The sequence below is a fragment of the Phenylobacterium sp. genome (genome assembly GCF_041691455.1).
Taxonomy (GTDB): domain Bacteria; phylum Pseudomonadota; class Alphaproteobacteria; order Caulobacterales; family Caulobacteraceae; genus Phenylobacterium.
Genome location: NZ_JBEPUO010000021.1, coordinates 19,725 through 32,996, shown reverse-complemented (window position 1 = coordinate 32,996; position 13,272 = coordinate 19,725). Strand labels below are relative to the sequence as shown.

Below are 13,272 nucleotides of genomic sequence, written 5' to 3'. Positions count from 1 at the left end.
GCCGCCATGAGAGCCTTGGTCGTCGAACAGCTGGCCGCCGACTACGCGGGCTGCGTGGTCAAGGAGATCCCGACGCCGGATCCCGGCCCCGGCGAGGTGCGCATCCGCGTGCGCGCGGCGGCGGTGAACTTCCCCGACCTGATGCAGACCCGCGGCGAACACCAGCACAAGCCCACGGTCCCCTTCGTCCCCGGCATGGAGCTGGCCGGCGAGATCGACGCGGTGGGCGACGGCGTCACGGGCTTCGCGGTCGGAGACCCGGTGGCGGGCGGCGGGCGGGGCGGCATGGCCGAATACGCCGTGCTCCCGGCTCAGGGCCTGCGCCGCAAGCCCGAGACCCTGAGCTTCAGCCAGGCCGCGGGCTACGCCGTGGCCTACCTGACGGCCTATGTGGCCTTCGAGCGCTGCGCCCGGCTGCAGGCCGGCGAGTGGGTGCTGGTGCACGGCGCGGCCGGCGGCGTCGGCCTGGCCGCCGTCGACCTCGCCCAGATCATGGGCGCCAAGGTTATCGCGGCGTCCGCCTCCGACGCCAAGCTCGCCACCATCGCCGCCGAATACGCCCCCGAGGCCATCGTCAACGTGACCCAGGGCTTCCGCGAGCGGGTGAAGGCGCTCACCGGCGGCAAGGGCGCGGACGTGATCTACGACCCCGTGGGCGGCGACGTCTTCGACGAGAGCCTGCGCTGCATCGCCTTCGGCGGCCGCATCCTCTCCATCGGCTTCACCTCGGGGCGGCTGCCGGTGCTGCCGGTCAATATCGCGCTGATCAAGGGCTTCTCGGTGATCGGCGTCCGCGCCGGCGAATACGGCCGCCAGTTCCCCGCCAAGGGCCGCGAGAACCACGAGGCCATCTGGAAGCTCGCCGAGGACGGCAAGGTCCGCCCGCGCGTGGATGCGGAATACGCGCTCGACGACTGGCGCCTGGCCTTCGACTCGCTTGCCGACCGCAAGGTGATCGGCAAGACCATCGTCCGGCCGGATCTGTAGTCCTGGCGCTGCGCCCTTGTGGAAAGGATCCGAAGGCATGAGCGACACCCGAAAGCGCCGGGCCAGCCTGTGCATCCGCGCGGCCCTCGCCATGGCGCTCGTCGCCTTCCTGGCCGGCTTCAGCGGCAATATCGTGGTCTTCTATCTGGCGCTCTTCATCGCGACGCTGTTGGTAGCCGCGTGGTTCGCGATGCGGCCCGGTCCCGAACTCTAGCGCGCATAAGGTTGACACCGCCCCGCGCTTCCCCTATCCACCGCCGCTCGATTTTCGACCCCCGGAGCCTTCCGTGAAGCGGACTTTTCAGCCTTCCCGTCTCGTCCGCGCCCGTCGCCACGGCTTCCGCCTGCGCATGTCCACCAAGAACGGACAGAAGGTGCTGGCCCGCCGCCGCGCCAAGGGCCGCAAGCGCCTGAGCGCCTAAGCCACAGCTAGGCTATGGTGTCGGCCGTGCCCGACTCCTCAGACAAAGACAACGTCCCCGAATTCAAAATCGAACGTTTAAAGAAGCGCCCGGACTTTCTGGCCTGCGCGCAGGCGATGCACTGCGCGCGCGGCGCTGTGGTGATCCAGGCCCGCGCGCGGGACTCCGAACCCCTGGTCCGCGCCGGCTTCACCGCCACCAAGCGGATCGGCGGGGCCGTCGAGCGCAATCGCGCCAAGCGGCGGATGCGCGAAGCCGCCCGCCTCTTGCTTCCTGGCCTGGCGTCCCCAGGTTTCGACTATGTGTTCGTGGCCCGCGGCGGCGTGACCGTCCGCCCCTGGCCGCGTTTGCTTGACGATGTGAAAAGCGCGCTGATAAGGCTCGCCGCCGATGGCGATGGCCGCGCGCGCGACCCTGCACACGCCCCGCCCTCCCAAGATTGAGCAGCTCCCCCTCGATGACCCCCCAGTCCTGATGACCGAAGACAATCGTAACCTGCTCATCTTCGGCGTATGCGCCGCGATCCTGTTCGTCGTCTACCAGATGTGGGTGGTCGAGCCCGCCAGCAGGCGGCGGCAGGCCGAGCTCAAGGCCCACCCGCCGGCCGCGGCCTCGGTGATGCCGGGCGCGCCGTCGCTGGCCGCCCCGGTGGCGGTGACCCGCGCCGCGGCGCTCGCCGCCAGCCCGCGGATCGCGGTGGCCACGCCGGCGCTCAAAGGCTCGATCTCGCTGCGCGGCGCCCGCCTCGACGACCTCTTCCTCACTCAGTACCGCCAGACCACCGCCAAGGACTCCCCGCCCGTCGAGATGCTGCGGCCGGAAGGCACGGCTTTCCCCTGGTTCGTGGACTTCGGCTGGGTGGGCCAGAACGTTCCTGGCCTGCCGGGCCCCGCCACCGACTGGACACTTGCCCAGGGCTCCACCCTCGCGCCCGGCCAGCCGGTCGTCCTGACCTATGCGAACGGCCAGGGCCTGACCTTCACGCGCAAGATCGAGGTCGACGAGAACTACATGTTCACGCTGACCGACACGGTGGCCAACACCGGCGCCGCGCCGGTGACGTTGGCGCCCTACGGCTCCGTGCAGCGCCAGGGCGTGCCCGCCGACATCGGCAAGAGGGGCATCGTGCACGAGGGGACCATCGGCTACCTCGACGGCCGCGTGCGGGCCTTCAAGTACAAGGACCTGTCGAAGGACGGCGCCGCGCCCCAGGAATTCAACGCCTCCGGCGCCTGGACGGGCATCACCGACATGTACTGGCTGGCCGCCCTGATCCCCAATGCGGGCGAGCAGGTCCACGCCGTCTACCGCGACGCAAAGAACGGCAAGCTCGACGTCTATGAGGCCAACTACACCGGCGCCGCGCGCGCCGTGGCGCCCGGCCGCCAGGTGACCGCCGTCCAGCATCTCTTCGCCGGCGCCAAGACCGTGCCCCTGCTCAAGAGCTACCAGACCAAGCTCGGCATCGCCCACTTCGACGACGCCGTCGACTGGGGGATGTTCTGGTTCCTGACCCGCCCGATCTTCGCCTTCCTGGAATTCATCTTCGCCCATGTCGGCAGCTTCGGCATCGCCATCCTGCTGCTCACCGTCTGCGTGCGCGTGGCCTTCTTCCCGATCGCCAACAAGCAGTACGAGTCGATGACCAAGATGAAGAAGGTCCAGCCGCTGATGGAGGAGCTCCGCAAGCGGTACAAGGACGACCCGGCCAAGCAGCAGCAGGAGATCATGGCCCTCTACCAGCGGGAAAAGGTCAATCCGCTGGCCGGCTGCCTGCCGATCCTGCTGCAGATCCCGGTGTTCTTCTCGCTCTACAAGGTGCTCTCGGTGACCATCGAGATGCGCCACGCCCCCTTCATGGGCTGGATCAACGACCTGTCGGCGCGCGATCCCACCACCATCTGGAACCTGTTCGGCCTGATCCCCTGGAACCCGGCGCATGCCCCGCTGGTCGGCGGGATCCTCGACACCACCCTGCACCTGGGCCTGCTGCCGCTCTGCTACGGGATCACCATGTGGCTGACCACGTCGATGACCCCGCAGACCGGCATCGACCCGGCCCAGCAGAAGATCTTCCAGCTGATGCCCTGGGTCTTCATGTTCATCATGGCCCCCTTCGCCGTGGGCCTCCTGATCTACTGGACCTGGTCGAACGTGCTTACCACCCTGCAGCAGTACGTGATGATGCGCCGCTTCAAGGTCGACAACCCGATCGACCGGATGATCGCGCGGCTGAGCGGCAAGGCTCCCGCCTCGTGAGCGAGCCCTTCGACGCGGAGGCCCTCGAGGCCGCCCGCGTGCTCTTCGCCCACGAGGTGAAGTTCATGATGGGGGCGGTGGCGATCGAGGGCCTGCCCCCCGCCGACCTGCCGGAGGTGGCCTTCGCCGGCCGCTCCAACGTCGGCAAGAGCACCCTGATCAACGCCGTGACCGGACGCCTGCACCTGGCGCGGGCGTCGAACTCGCCCGGCCGCACGCGGGAGGTGAACTTCTTCGTCGCCGACGAGAAGCTGCGGCTCGTCGACCTGCCGGGCTACGGTTTCGCGCGGGCCTCGCGCGGCGACGTGCGCAAGTTCCAGAACCTCGGCCGCGACTACCTGCGCGGCCGGCCGAACCTGAAGCGCGCCTATCTGTTGATCGACGCCCGCCATGGCCTGAAGGACGTCGACACCGAGGCGCTGGACACCTTCGACATCGCCGCGGTCTCCTACCAGATCGTGCTGACCAAGGCCGACAAGCTGAAGCCCGCCGAGGTGGAGGCCGTCACCGCCCGCACCCTGGCCGCCATCGCCAAGCGCCCGGCCGCCTTCCCCCGCGTGCTGGCCACCTCCGCCGAGAAGGGTCTCGGCATCCCCGAGCTGCGCGCCGAGATCGTCGCGGCCTGCGCGGTCTAGCCGACCGGGCGCAGGCTCTCGACCAGCGACCAGAACACCGGGGCCGCCGCGATCCAGGCGACCGCGAGCGCCAACACCGATTTCCGATAATTCTCCGCCTGCCAGCCCTGCCACGCGATCAGCAGGGCCGCGGCGATGACGATCATCTGGGCGGCGGCGAAGCCGATCTGCCGCCAGGCCTCACCGGGCAAGTCCTCGTCGAGCCGGACCGCGAAGCCCGTGAAGCTGACCAGTTGCCAGCCGCAGACGAAACAGGCCCAGGCGCACGGCAGGGCCGCGAGGACGAAGCCCGCTGCGGCCAGACCCCTTTTCATGGTCCGGGGCTCACGGCGTGCGTTTCGCCACCACGCCGCCCTTCATCACGAACACCGGGTGTTCCAGCAGCGTCACGTCGGCCAGCGGATCGCCCTTCACCCCGACGAGATCGCCGTAGTGGCCCGCCGTCGCCTGGCCCACGTCCTTGGCCTGGTCGAGCGCAGCCGCGGCGTTGAGCGTCGCGGTCTGGATGGCCTGCAGCGGCGTCGCGCCGTAGCGCACCATGGTCGCGAACTGCCTGGCGTTGGTCCCATGCGGATAGACGCCCGCGTCGGTGGAGAAGATCATCTTCACCCCGGCCTTCAGCGCCTTGCGGAAATTCTCCCGCTGGATGTCGCCGATGTCGCGGTCCTTCTGCAGGTTCTCTTCCAGGACCCCGTTCTTCTTGCCCTCCGCCTGGGTGTAGTCGGTGTTGTAGATGTCCATGCCGAAGTAGCTGCCGTGCTGGATCGCGAGCCTGATGCCCTCGTCGTCCACTAGGCTGGCGTGCTCGATGGTGTCGACCCCGCCGAGGATCGCGGCCTTGATGCCCGACGCGCCATGGGCGTGGGCGGCGACCCGCATGCCGGTGGCGTGGGCCTCGTCGACGATGGCCTTGATCTCCTCCAGCGTCAGCTGCTGGGCGCCGGGCGTGTCGCCGTGGCTGAAGACCCCGCCGGTGGCGCAGATCTTGATCACCTGGGCGCCGTATTTGTGGAGCTGGCGGACCATCTTGCGGCCCTCGTCGGGGCTGTCGATCACCGCGTCGCCCTTCTGCTTCATCGACGGCGGGAAGAAGGTCGAGTCGCAGTGGCCGCCGGTCGAGCCGATGGCGTAGGTGGCGGTGACGATCCGCGGCCCGATCACATAGCCGGCGTCGATGGCTTGCCGCAGGCCGACGTCGTCGAAGTTCTTGGAGCCCACATTGCGCACCGTGGTGAAGCCGGCCTCGAGCGTCGCCCTGGCGTGGCTCGCCCCGATGATCGGCCAGAAGCTGTCGGTGAACTGCAGCCGGTTGTAGCCGCCGTAGAGCGGCGAGGACGTCAGGTGCACGTGCATGTCGATCAGCCCGGGCAACAGCGTGACGCCCGGCAGGTCGACCCGCTCGGCGCCGGCCGGGACCTTGTCGCCCTGATGCTCCACCGCCGCGATCCGGCCGTCGACGATCACCAGCAGAGGCTTGTCCAGATATTTGCCGCTCGCCACGTCCAGCAGCCGGTCGGCGCTCACCGCCACCGTCGCGGCCTGCGCGCCCGCCGCCATCGCCCAGGCGGCCATAGCCGCCGTCACAACTCTCGAAATCCGCATGCCGATCCCCCGACCCGAAGCCCTGACCCAAGGCTTAGCAAGGCTGCGGCAAAGGTGACAGGGGCCGCGCTCTCCGCTATCGGAGCGCTCCGAAGTTGAAGACCTCAGGCGCGCCCGTGACCGACAATAGCCAAGGCGAAGGATGGGCGACGGCCAAGACGCTCGCCGAGGCCCTGCCCTATATCCAGCGCTATGACCGCGAGACCGTGGTCATCAAGTACGGCGGCCACGCCATGGGCGAGGAAGAGGTCGCCAAGCTGTTCGCCGCCGACGCGGTGCTCCTGAAGATGCTGGGCGTCCATCCGGTGATCGTCCACGGCGGCGGCCCGCAGATCTCCGCCATGCTGGAGCGCGCCGGCGTCAAGTCGACCTTCATCGATGGCCTCAGGGTCACCGACGAGGCGACCATGGAGGTGGCCGAGATGGTCCTCTCCGGCGCGATCAACAAGGAGATCGCCAACTGGATCACGCTCGCCGGCAAGGAAGCCGACGTGCGCGGTGTGGGCCTCTCCGGCAAGGACGCGCGCCTGATCACCGTCGAGAAGGTCACCCGCACCAAGAAGGACCCGGACTCGGAGATCGAGAAGATGGTCGACCTCGGCTTCGTGGGCGATCCCAAGCGGGTCGATCCGAAGCTGATCGAAGCCCTGATCTACGCCGACGAGGACTATATCCCGGTGATCGCCCCGATCGGCGTCGCCGAGGACGGCCAGACCTACAACATCAATGCCGACACGGTGGCGGGCGCCTTGGCCGGCGCGCTCAACGCCAAGCGCATGCTGCTGCTGACGGACGTGGCCGGCGTGCTCGACAAGAACGGCGAGCTGATCCGCCAGATGACCGTCGCCGAGGCCCGCAAGGCCATCAAGGACGGCGTCGCCACCGGCGGCATGATCCCCAAGCTCGAGACCGCCATCGCCGCGGTGGAAGCGGGCGTCGGGGCCGTGGTCATCCTGGACGGACGCCGCCCGCACGCCTTGCTGGTCGAGCTCTTCACCGAGCATGGGGCGGGTACGTTGGTTTGCGAGTAGGGGGTCTGCGAATGACCGCCGACCTCCGACACGTCGACACCTGGCTCTTCGACCTGGACAACACCCTCTATCCGGCCGACTCGGGCCTGATGGGCGAGATCGAGCGCCGCATGACCGCCTATGTCATGCGCGTCACCGGCCTCCCGCGCGATGAGGCCTACACGCTGCAGAAGAAGTACCTCGCCGACTACGGCCTGACGCTCGGCGGCCTGGTGGAGCACCACGGGGTCGAGCCCAAGGACTTCCACACCATCTTCCACGACATGCCGCTGGAGGGCGTGGCCCAGGACCTGGAGCTGGCCGCCGCCATCGCCCGCCTGCCGGGCCGCCGGCTGATCTTCACCAACGCCGACGCCTTCCACGCCGAGCGAGTGCTGGAGCACATGGGGCTCACCGAGCTCTTCGACGACATCTTCGACATCGGCTTGGCCAACTATGTGCCCAAGCCCGCGCCCGCGACCTTCGCGCGGATCAACGAGGCCCATGGGATCGACCCGGCCACCACCGCCTTCTTCGAGGACTCCGAGCGCAACCTGGCGCCGGCCGCGGCGCTCGGCATGACCACCATCCTGGTCGGGCCTTACGCCCTAGCCTCGACCGCGGCCTTCATCGACTACAAGACCGACAAACTCGCGCCCTTCCTGGCGCACGCCCAGCTCAAGGAGGCCGCCTGATGCCCAGCTTCGCGCACGACGACCTGAAGACGGTGATCGAGGCCGCCTGGGAGGACCGTGATGCGGTCACCCACGCCACGAAGGGGCCGATCCGCGAGGCGGTGCTGGAGACCCTGGAGCGCCTCGACGCCGGGACCCTGCGTGTCGCCTCCCGCGAGCCCGACGGCGCCTGGGTCACCCACCAATGGGCCAAGCAGGCGATCCTGCTCTACTTCCGCCTGACCCCCAACGCCCTGGTCAGCGCCGACGCGCCCGGCCCCTTCTGGGACAAGATCCCGCTGAAGTGCGCCGGCTGGGACGCCGCCCGCTTCGAAGCCGCGGGCTTCCGCGCCCTGCCCGGCACGATCATCCGCAAGGGCTCGTTCATCGCCAAGGGCGCGGTGCTCACCCCCTCCTTCGTCAACATCGGCGCCTATGTGGACGAAGGCACCATGGTCGACACCTGGGCCACGATCGGCTCCTGCGCCCAGATCGGCAAGCACTGCCACATCTCCGGCGGCGCGGGCATCGGCGGGGTGCTGGAGCCCCTGCAGGCCAACCCGACGATCATCGAGGACAACTGCTTCATCGGCGCCCGCTCCGAGGTCGCCGAGGGCGTCATCGTACGCGAGGGCTCGGTGCTCTCCATGGGCGTCTACCTGACCTCGACCACCCCCATCGTCGACCGTAAGACCGGCGAGACCATCACCGGCGAAGTGCCGCCCTATTCGGTGATCATGTCCGGCTCCCGCCCCAGCCCGCACGAGGGCCTGCCCTCGACCTACTGCGCGGTGATCATGAAGACCGTGGACGAGCGCACCCGCTCCAAGACCTCGATCAACGATCTGCTGCGGGACTAGGCCCCGCCCGGGTAGGGCGTCCCGTCGCGGTGGCGGTAGACGCGCTCCGCGGGCCGCGCCACCATGTCGATGTCGGGATAGTCGCAGGCGTCCGTCTCCGGCCGGCGCGCGCCGATCTCCAGGTAGACCGCGTCGCGATCGCTGCGGTTCTGCAGGCAGTGGCCGTTGGCGGCGCCAGCCTGCCAGCCGACACAATCGCCGGGCCCCAGCCTGTGGCCGCCGTCGTCCTCGACGACCACGACCTCGCCTTCCAGCACCCAGACGAACTCGTCCTCCTCCGTATGCCAGTGCCGCTGGCTCGACCACTTGCCGGGCGGCAGACGGACCAGATTGACTCCGAAGTCCGTGAGGCCGGCCGCATCGCCGAGCTTGCGCCAATCGGCGCCCAGGCACGGCGCGTCGAACGGGGCCGGATAGTTGCAGCCCGAGCGCAACGGAACCGCGGCGATATCGATCTTGGGCATCAGCGGCTCCGCGCCGTCTTGGTGTCGGCGTAGGCCGTGCCGTCCTTGTGGCTGTATTCCGTGTCGCCGGTCTTCAGCATCAGGTCGATATCGGGATAGTCGCAGCCGTCCTCCGCCTCGCGGCGGGAGCCCACCTCCAGCACCACGGCCTCGGCGTTCGAGCGGTTCTGCAGGTGGTGGCCGTTGGGCGCGCCGGCCGGAAAGCCGGCGCAGTCGCCGGCCCGCAGCACCTGCTCGCCCTCGTCGGTGACCAGCACCACTTCGCCGGAGAGGATCCAGACGAACTCGTCTTCAGCGGTATGCCAGTGCCGCTGGCTCGACCACACGCCGGGCGCCAGCCGCTGCAGATTGACCCCGAACTGGGTCAGGCCGGCCGCGTCGCCGAGCTTCCAGCGCCGACGATCCAGGCATGGCGCGTCATAGGGCGGCGGGTAGCCGGTCCCGAAGCGGGTGGGGGCGGTTGCGATGTCGATCTTGGGCATGCGGTCATTCCGGTCTAGGAGGGACGCGAACTTAGCAGACGATATTTCGGGGGCGAGATTGATCGACGCGATCAACCTGACGCGGGAGCTCATCCGCCGGCCCTCGGTGACGCCGGCCGACGCCGGGGCCATGGATATAGTCGAGCAGGCGCTGAAGGGCCTGGGCTTCTCCTGCCGCCGCATGAAGTTCGGCGAGATCGAGAACCTCTACGCCCGCTACGGGACCGAGAGCCCGAACCTCTGTTTCGCCGGCCACACCGACGTGGTGCCGGTGGGCGACGCCGGCGCCTGGACGCAAGAGCCCTTCGACGCCGAGGTCGTGGACGGCATGCTGATCGGCCGCGGCGCCGTCGACATGAAGAGCGCCATCGCCGCCTTCGCCGCGGCCTCCGCCAAGGCGATCGCCGCCGGCCAGGTGACCGGCTCGCTCTCCTTCCTGATCACCGGCGACGAAGAGGGGATCGCCACCCACGGCACCAAGATGGTCGTCGAGGCGCTGGGCATCGAAGACGAGGTCATCACCCACTGCGTAGTCGGAGAGCCCTCCTCCAGCGAAGTCTTCGGCGACATGATCAAGGTCGGCCGCCGGGGCTCGATCAACGCCGAGATCACCGTCAAGGGCGTGCAGGGCCACGTCGCCTACCCGCACCGGGCGGCCAATCCGGTGCCGGTGCTGCTGCGCATCCTGCTGCGGCTGCAGGACCGGGTGTTCGACCAGGGCTATCCGGAGTTCCAGCCGTCGAACCTGGAGATCACCCGGATCGACGTGCCCAACACCGCGACCAACGTGATCCCCGGGACCGCGACGGCGCGGCTCAACATCCGCTTCAATCCGCACCATACCGGCGCCGAGCTCGGCCGCTGGATCGAGGCCGAGGCGGCCGCCGAGGCCAGCGATTTCCAGGGCTCCGTCACGGTCGAGCCCCAGATCAGCGGCGAGGCCTTCCTGACCGAGCCCGGGCCGTTCACCGACCTGGTGGCCGCCGCCGTCTATGACGCCGCGGGCCGCACCCCAGAACTCTCCACGACCGGCGGCACCTCCGACGCCCGCTTCATCCGAGCCCTTTGCCCGGTGGTCGAGTTGGGCCTCGTCGGCCGGACCATGCACCAGGTCGACGAACGCGCCCCGGTCGCCGAGATCCTGCAGCTCCAGGCGGTCTACGAACGCCTGATCGAACGCTATTTCCAGGTGTTTTCGGGCGAATAGCTCACCCCGGTCAGATAGAGCCCCTCGGCCGGGGCCACGGGCCCGCAGGCCTTGCGGTCGACCGCGTCAAGCGCCGCCTTCAGGTCGCCGGCCGTCCAGCGGCCGAGACCGACCTCGGCGATGGAGCCGGTCATCGAGCGTACCTGGCGGTGCAGGAAGGACCTCGCCTCGAAGACCAGCACCACCTCGTCGGCCTCGCGGCGCACTGTCGCGACATCCAGGGTCTTCACCGGCGACTTCGCCTGGCAGGCCAGGTCGCGGAAGGTGGTGAAGTCGTGGTGGCCCACCAGCGCCTGGGCCGCGGCGTGCATGGCGTCTGCGTCCAGCGGCGCCTTGACGTGCCAGACGTGGCCCTGTTCCAGCCCGGGGGGGCTCACCCGGTTGAGTATCCGGTAGCGGTAGCGGCGCTCGACCGCCGAGAACCGCGCGTGCCAGCCCTCCGGCGCGACCTCGGCTTCCAGCACCACGATCGGCTCGGGCCGCAGGTGGGCGTTGAGCGCATTGCGCACCGTCTCCGCCGGCCAGTCCTTCTCGAGGTCGATGTGTGCGACCTGGGCCGTGGCGTGGACGCCGGTGTCGGTGCGCCCGGCGGCGGCCACGCGCAGGGTCTGGCCGCAGAATGCCTTCACAGCGCGCTCCAGCGAACCCTGCACGGTCGGCAGGTCCGCCTGGGCCTGGAAGCCGCAATAGGGGCCGCCGTCATACTCCAGGGTGAGCTTGTAGCGGGGCATCAGCCGAGCAGGGTCCCGGCGGCCACCGGCTGGCCGCGCAGGAAGGCCTCGGCGTCCTGCGGCCCCCGTCCCTCGCGCTGGACGCGCAACAGCCGCACCGCGCCCGCGCCCGCCGCCACCAGCAGCCGGTCGTCGAGCACCTGGCCCGCAGGCCCGTCGGCGTCCTCGAAGGCTGAGAGCAGGGCCTTCACCCGGACCGGCCCCTTGTCGGTCGGCAGGCTGAACCAGGCGCCCGGGAACGGCGACAGGCCGCGGATCTTCCAGTCGATCTCGGCCCCCGGCCTGGTCCAGGCGATCTTCGCCTCCTTCGGCCGGATCTTCTTGGCGTAGGTGGCGCCGTCCTCGGCCTGAGGCGTCTCGACCGCCGTCCCGGCCTCGATCTGCGGCAAGGTGCGCGCCAGCAGGTCCGCGCCGATCGCCGCCATCCGGTCGTGGACCGTGCCGGCGGTGTCCAGCGGTCCGATCCGCAGGGTCTCCGAGGCCAGCACCGGCCCCTCGTCCAGGCCCTCGGTCATCCGCATGACCTCGACGCCGGTCAGCGGGTCGCCGGCCATCACCGCCCGCTGGATCGGCGCGGCGCCGCGCCAGCGCGGCAACAGCGAGCCGTGCAGGTTGAACGCGCCGAACATCGGCGCCTCAAGCACCTCGGCCGGCAGGATCTGGCCGAAGGCGACCACCACCGCCGCGTCCAGCTCCAGCGCCTGGAACGCGAAGATCTCGCCCGGATCGCGCATTGAGGCCGGCGTCCGCACGATCAGGCCCTGGTCGAGGGCGAAGGCGTGGACCGGCGAAGGCTGCAGCGTGTGGCCACGGCCGCGCGGCGCAGGCGGCTGGGAATAGACACAGGCGACCTCGTGGCCGGCCTCGACGATCCGCCGCAGCGCCACGAGCGCGAAATCGGGAGTTCCCAGGAAGGTGAGGCGCATCGCGCCGGTTCTACCTGCGGGGGAGGACTGGCGCAAAGGCCGGGAACCTGGGTTAAGCTTAACGGTTCGTTAACGAGCTTTCCAAGGAGCACCGCATGCGCAACTCCCACCTCGCCATCGCCCTGGGTCTATGGCTGGCGGTCGCCGCCTGCTCCAAGCCGACCCAGGAGAAGACCTCCGCCGACCTGAAGGCCGTGGGGTCGGAGGTCGGCGCGGCGGCCAAGTCGGTCGCCGGCACCTCCGCGGTCAAGGACCTGGGCTCCGACATCAAGCAGGGCGCCAGCGAAGCCGCCGCCAAGACCAAGGTCGCCGCCGACGAAGCCGGCGACAAGCTGAAGGCCGGCGCGGACAAGGCCGGCGACAAGATCAAGGCGGGAGCCAAGGACGCCGGGGACAAGACCGACGCGGCGCTCAACAAGGCCAAGGACAAGGCGCAGTCGAAGTAGCTGCGCCGCTAGGCCGCCTTGGCCTGCTTCTTGACCTTCTTCACGGCCTGCTCGCGCTTCAGCCGTGACAGGTGATCGATGAACAGCACCCCGTCCAGGTGGTCCATCTCGTGCTGGATGCAGACGGCGTAGAGGCCCTCGGCGTCCTCCTCGACCGTCTCGCCCCGGTAGTTCAGGTAGCGCAGCTTCACCCGCGCCGGGCGTTCGACCTCGTCGTAGATCTCCGGCACCGAGAGGCAGCCCTCCTCGTAGGGCAGGGTCTCCTCCGAGGCCCAGAGGATCTCCGGATTGACGAAATAGCGCGGCTCGCGCGGGTCTTCCTGGCGCGAGATGTCCATGACGATCACCCGCTTGGGCACGCCGACCTGGATCGCCGCCAGGCCGATGCCGGGCGCGGCGTACATGGTCTCCAGCATGTCGTCCATCAGCGCGCGCAGGCCGTCGTCGACCGCCGTCACGGGCGCGGAGACCTGCTTCAGGACGGGATCGGGGACAACGAGGATCTCTCTCAGGGCCATGCCGCCGACGTAGGGGCGAGGAACCCGAGCGTCAAGGTCGGACCTGTGC

General features: G+C 69.4%; 18 protein-coding genes. 11 read left to right on the top strand and 7 right to left on the bottom strand.

Annotated elements, in window-relative coordinates:
- Positions 1 to 6: 6 nt before the first annotated feature.
- The 6 genes from ACESMY_RS18345 (at position 7) to yihA (ending at position 4,303) form a co-directional block, all read left to right on the top strand.
- A complete protein-coding gene (locus ACESMY_RS18345) occupies positions 7 to 987 on the top strand; it encodes an NADPH:quinone oxidoreductase family protein (RefSeq protein WP_372786060.1) in 981 nt (326 codons plus the stop codon).
- 37 nt (positions 988 to 1,024) lie between these two features.
- Positions 1,025 to 1,201, top strand: a complete 177-nt coding sequence (locus ACESMY_RS18340; protein WP_372786059.1) for a hypothetical protein — start codon at positions 1,025 to 1,027, stop codon at positions 1,199 to 1,201.
- A 73-nt stretch (positions 1,202 to 1,274) separates the two neighbouring features.
- Positions 1,275 to 1,409, top strand: coding sequence for a 50S ribosomal protein L34 (rpmH, locus tag ACESMY_RS18335; RefSeq protein WP_111457208.1), 135 nt, complete (start codon positions 1,275 to 1,277; stop codon positions 1,407 to 1,409).
- Between the two features lie 14 nt (positions 1,410 to 1,423).
- Entirely contained in the window at positions 1,424 to 1,852 is a 429-nt protein-coding gene (gene rnpA, locus ACESMY_RS18330; protein WP_372786058.1) for a ribonuclease P protein component, read from the top strand.
- Between the two features lie 31 nt (positions 1,853 to 1,883).
- The gene (gene yidC, locus ACESMY_RS18325; RefSeq protein ID WP_372786057.1) at positions 1,884 to 3,668 is read left to right on the top strand and encodes a membrane protein insertase YidC; all 1,785 of its coding nucleotides are present in this window, start codon (positions 1,884 to 1,886) and stop codon (positions 3,666 to 3,668) included.
- A 38-nt stretch (positions 3,669 to 3,706) separates the two neighbouring features.
- The gene (yihA, locus tag ACESMY_RS18320; RefSeq protein WP_372786081.1) at positions 3,707 to 4,303 is read left to right on the top strand and encodes a ribosome biogenesis GTP-binding protein YihA/YsxC; all 597 of its coding nucleotides are present in this window, start codon (positions 3,707 to 3,709) and stop codon (positions 4,301 to 4,303) included.
- On the opposite strand, the gene ACESMY_RS18315 is transcribed toward yihA, so the two are convergent.
- Together ACESMY_RS18315 and ACESMY_RS18310 are read right to left on the bottom strand one after the other, a co-directional pair.
- A complete protein-coding gene (locus ACESMY_RS18315; RefSeq protein ID WP_372786056.1) occupies positions 4,300 to 4,617 on the bottom strand; it encodes a hypothetical protein in 318 nt (105 codons plus the stop codon). The two genes, yihA and ACESMY_RS18315, sit on opposite strands and share 4 nt — an antisense overlap.
- Before the next feature lie 10 nt (positions 4,618 to 4,627).
- Complete coding sequence (locus tag ACESMY_RS18310; protein ID WP_372786055.1) at positions 4,628 to 5,905, bottom strand: amidohydrolase family protein; 1,278 nt, start codon at positions 5,903 to 5,905, stop codon at positions 4,628 to 4,630.
- A gap of 116 nt (positions 5,906 to 6,021) precedes the next feature.
- Here ACESMY_RS18310 and argB point away from each other — a divergent pair, with 116 nt between their 5' ends.
- From argB to dapD, 3 genes are read left to right on the top strand one after another with little or no spacing between them, the layout of a single operon-like run.
- Positions 6,022 to 6,936 carry an acetylglutamate kinase gene (gene argB, locus ACESMY_RS18305; RefSeq protein ID WP_372786054.1) on the top strand — a complete coding sequence of 305 codons (915 nt, stop codon included), beginning with the start codon at positions 6,022 to 6,024 and terminating at the stop codon, positions 6,934 to 6,936.
- Positions 6,937 to 6,947: 11 nt separating this feature from the next.
- On the top strand, positions 6,948 to 7,610 hold the full coding sequence (locus ACESMY_RS18300) for a pyrimidine 5'-nucleotidase (protein ID WP_372786053.1): 663 nt from the start codon (positions 6,948 to 6,950) through the stop codon (positions 7,608 to 7,610).
- A complete protein-coding gene (gene dapD, locus ACESMY_RS18295; RefSeq protein ID WP_372786052.1) occupies positions 7,610 to 8,449 on the top strand; it encodes a 2,3,4,5-tetrahydropyridine-2,6-dicarboxylate N-succinyltransferase in 840 nt (279 codons plus the stop codon). The genes ACESMY_RS18300 and dapD overlap by 1 nt, the downstream gene beginning before the upstream one ends.
- Here dapD and ACESMY_RS18290 read toward each other — a convergent pair.
- Together ACESMY_RS18290 and ACESMY_RS18285 are read right to left on the bottom strand one after the other, a co-directional pair.
- On the bottom strand, positions 8,446 to 8,913 hold the full coding sequence (locus ACESMY_RS18290) for a cupin domain-containing protein (RefSeq protein ID WP_372786051.1): 468 nt from the start codon (positions 8,911 to 8,913) through the stop codon (positions 8,446 to 8,448). The two genes, dapD and ACESMY_RS18290, sit on opposite strands and share 4 nt — an antisense overlap.
- Positions 8,913 to 9,395, bottom strand: coding sequence for a cupin domain-containing protein (locus tag ACESMY_RS18285; protein WP_372786050.1), 483 nt, complete (start codon positions 9,393 to 9,395; stop codon positions 8,913 to 8,915). Before ACESMY_RS18285 ends, ACESMY_RS18290 begins: the two co-directional genes overlap by 1 nt.
- A 58-nt stretch (positions 9,396 to 9,453) precedes the next feature.
- Here ACESMY_RS18285 and dapE point away from each other — a divergent pair, with 58 nt between their 5' ends.
- Entirely contained in the window at positions 9,454 to 10,602 is a 1,149-nt protein-coding gene (gene dapE / locus ACESMY_RS18280; protein ID WP_372786049.1) for a succinyl-diaminopimelate desuccinylase, read from the top strand.
- On the opposite strand, the gene truA is transcribed toward dapE, so the two are convergent.
- Complete coding sequence (truA, locus tag ACESMY_RS18275) at positions 10,575 to 11,333, bottom strand: tRNA pseudouridine(38-40) synthase TruA (protein ID WP_372786048.1); 759 nt, start codon at positions 11,331 to 11,333, stop codon at positions 10,575 to 10,577. The two genes, dapE and truA, sit on opposite strands and share 28 nt — an antisense overlap.
- Entirely contained in the window at positions 11,333 to 12,259 is a 927-nt protein-coding gene (fmt, locus tag ACESMY_RS18270) for a methionyl-tRNA formyltransferase (protein WP_372786047.1), read from the bottom strand. Before fmt ends, truA begins: the two co-directional genes overlap by 1 nt.
- Before the next feature lie 95 nt (positions 12,260 to 12,354).
- Here fmt and ACESMY_RS18265 point away from each other — a divergent pair, with 95 nt between their 5' ends.
- Complete coding sequence (locus tag ACESMY_RS18265; protein ID WP_372786046.1) at positions 12,355 to 12,705, top strand: hypothetical protein; 351 nt, start codon at positions 12,355 to 12,357, stop codon at positions 12,703 to 12,705.
- Positions 12,706 to 12,713: 8 nt separating this feature from the next.
- On the opposite strand, the gene ACESMY_RS18260 is transcribed toward ACESMY_RS18265, so the two are convergent.
- Positions 12,714 to 13,223 (bottom strand): peptide deformylase, encoded by a 510-nt coding sequence (locus tag ACESMY_RS18260; protein ID WP_372786045.1) that lies wholly within the window; start codon positions 13,221 to 13,223, stop codon positions 12,714 to 12,716.
- Positions 13,224 to 13,272: the final 49 nt, after the last annotated feature.

Excerpts from the sequence above, each read along its gene's own strand:
- ACESMY_RS18345 (WP_372786060.1), top strand. The coding sequence starts at position 7 with ATGAGAGCCTTGGTCGTCGAACAGCTGGCCGCCGACTACGCGGGCTGC.
- ACESMY_RS18340 (WP_372786059.1), top strand. The coding sequence starts at position 1,025 with ATGAGCGACACCCGAAAGCGCCGGGCCAGCCTGTGCATCCGCGCGGCC.
- rnpA (WP_372786058.1), top strand. The coding sequence starts at position 1,424 with ATGGTGTCGGCCGTGCCCGACTCCTCAGACAAAGACAACGTCCCCGAA.
- yidC (WP_372786057.1), top strand. The coding sequence starts at position 1,884 with ATGACCGAAGACAATCGTAACCTGCTCATCTTCGGCGTATGCGCCGCG.
- ACESMY_RS18315 (WP_372786056.1), bottom strand. The coding sequence starts at position 4,617 with ATGAAAAGGGGTCTGGCCGCAGCGGGCTTCGTCCTCGCGGCCCTGCCG.
- ACESMY_RS18310 (WP_372786055.1), bottom strand. The coding sequence starts at position 5,905 with ATGCGGATTTCGAGAGTTGTGACGGCGGCTATGGCCGCCTGGGCGATG.
- ACESMY_RS18300 (WP_372786053.1), top strand. The coding sequence starts at position 6,948 with ATGACCGCCGACCTCCGACACGTCGACACCTGGCTCTTCGACCTGGAC.
- dapD (WP_372786052.1), top strand. The coding sequence starts at position 7,610 with ATGCCCAGCTTCGCGCACGACGACCTGAAGACGGTGATCGAGGCCGCC.
- ACESMY_RS18290 (WP_372786051.1), bottom strand. The coding sequence starts at position 8,913 with ATGCCCAAGATCGATATCGCCGCGGTTCCGTTGCGCTCGGGCTGCAAC.
- ACESMY_RS18285 (WP_372786050.1), bottom strand. The coding sequence starts at position 9,395 with ATGCCCAAGATCGACATCGCAACCGCCCCCACCCGCTTCGGGACCGGC.
- truA (WP_372786048.1), bottom strand. The coding sequence starts at position 11,333 with ATGCCCCGCTACAAGCTCACCCTGGAGTATGACGGCGGCCCCTATTGC.
- fmt (WP_372786047.1), bottom strand. The coding sequence starts at position 12,259 with ATGCGCCTCACCTTCCTGGGAACTCCCGATTTCGCGCTCGTGGCGCTG.
- ACESMY_RS18265 (WP_372786046.1), top strand. The coding sequence starts at position 12,355 with ATGCGCAACTCCCACCTCGCCATCGCCCTGGGTCTATGGCTGGCGGTC.
- ACESMY_RS18260 (WP_372786045.1), bottom strand. The coding sequence starts at position 13,223 with ATGGCCCTGAGAGAGATCCTCGTTGTCCCCGATCCCGTCCTGAAGCAG.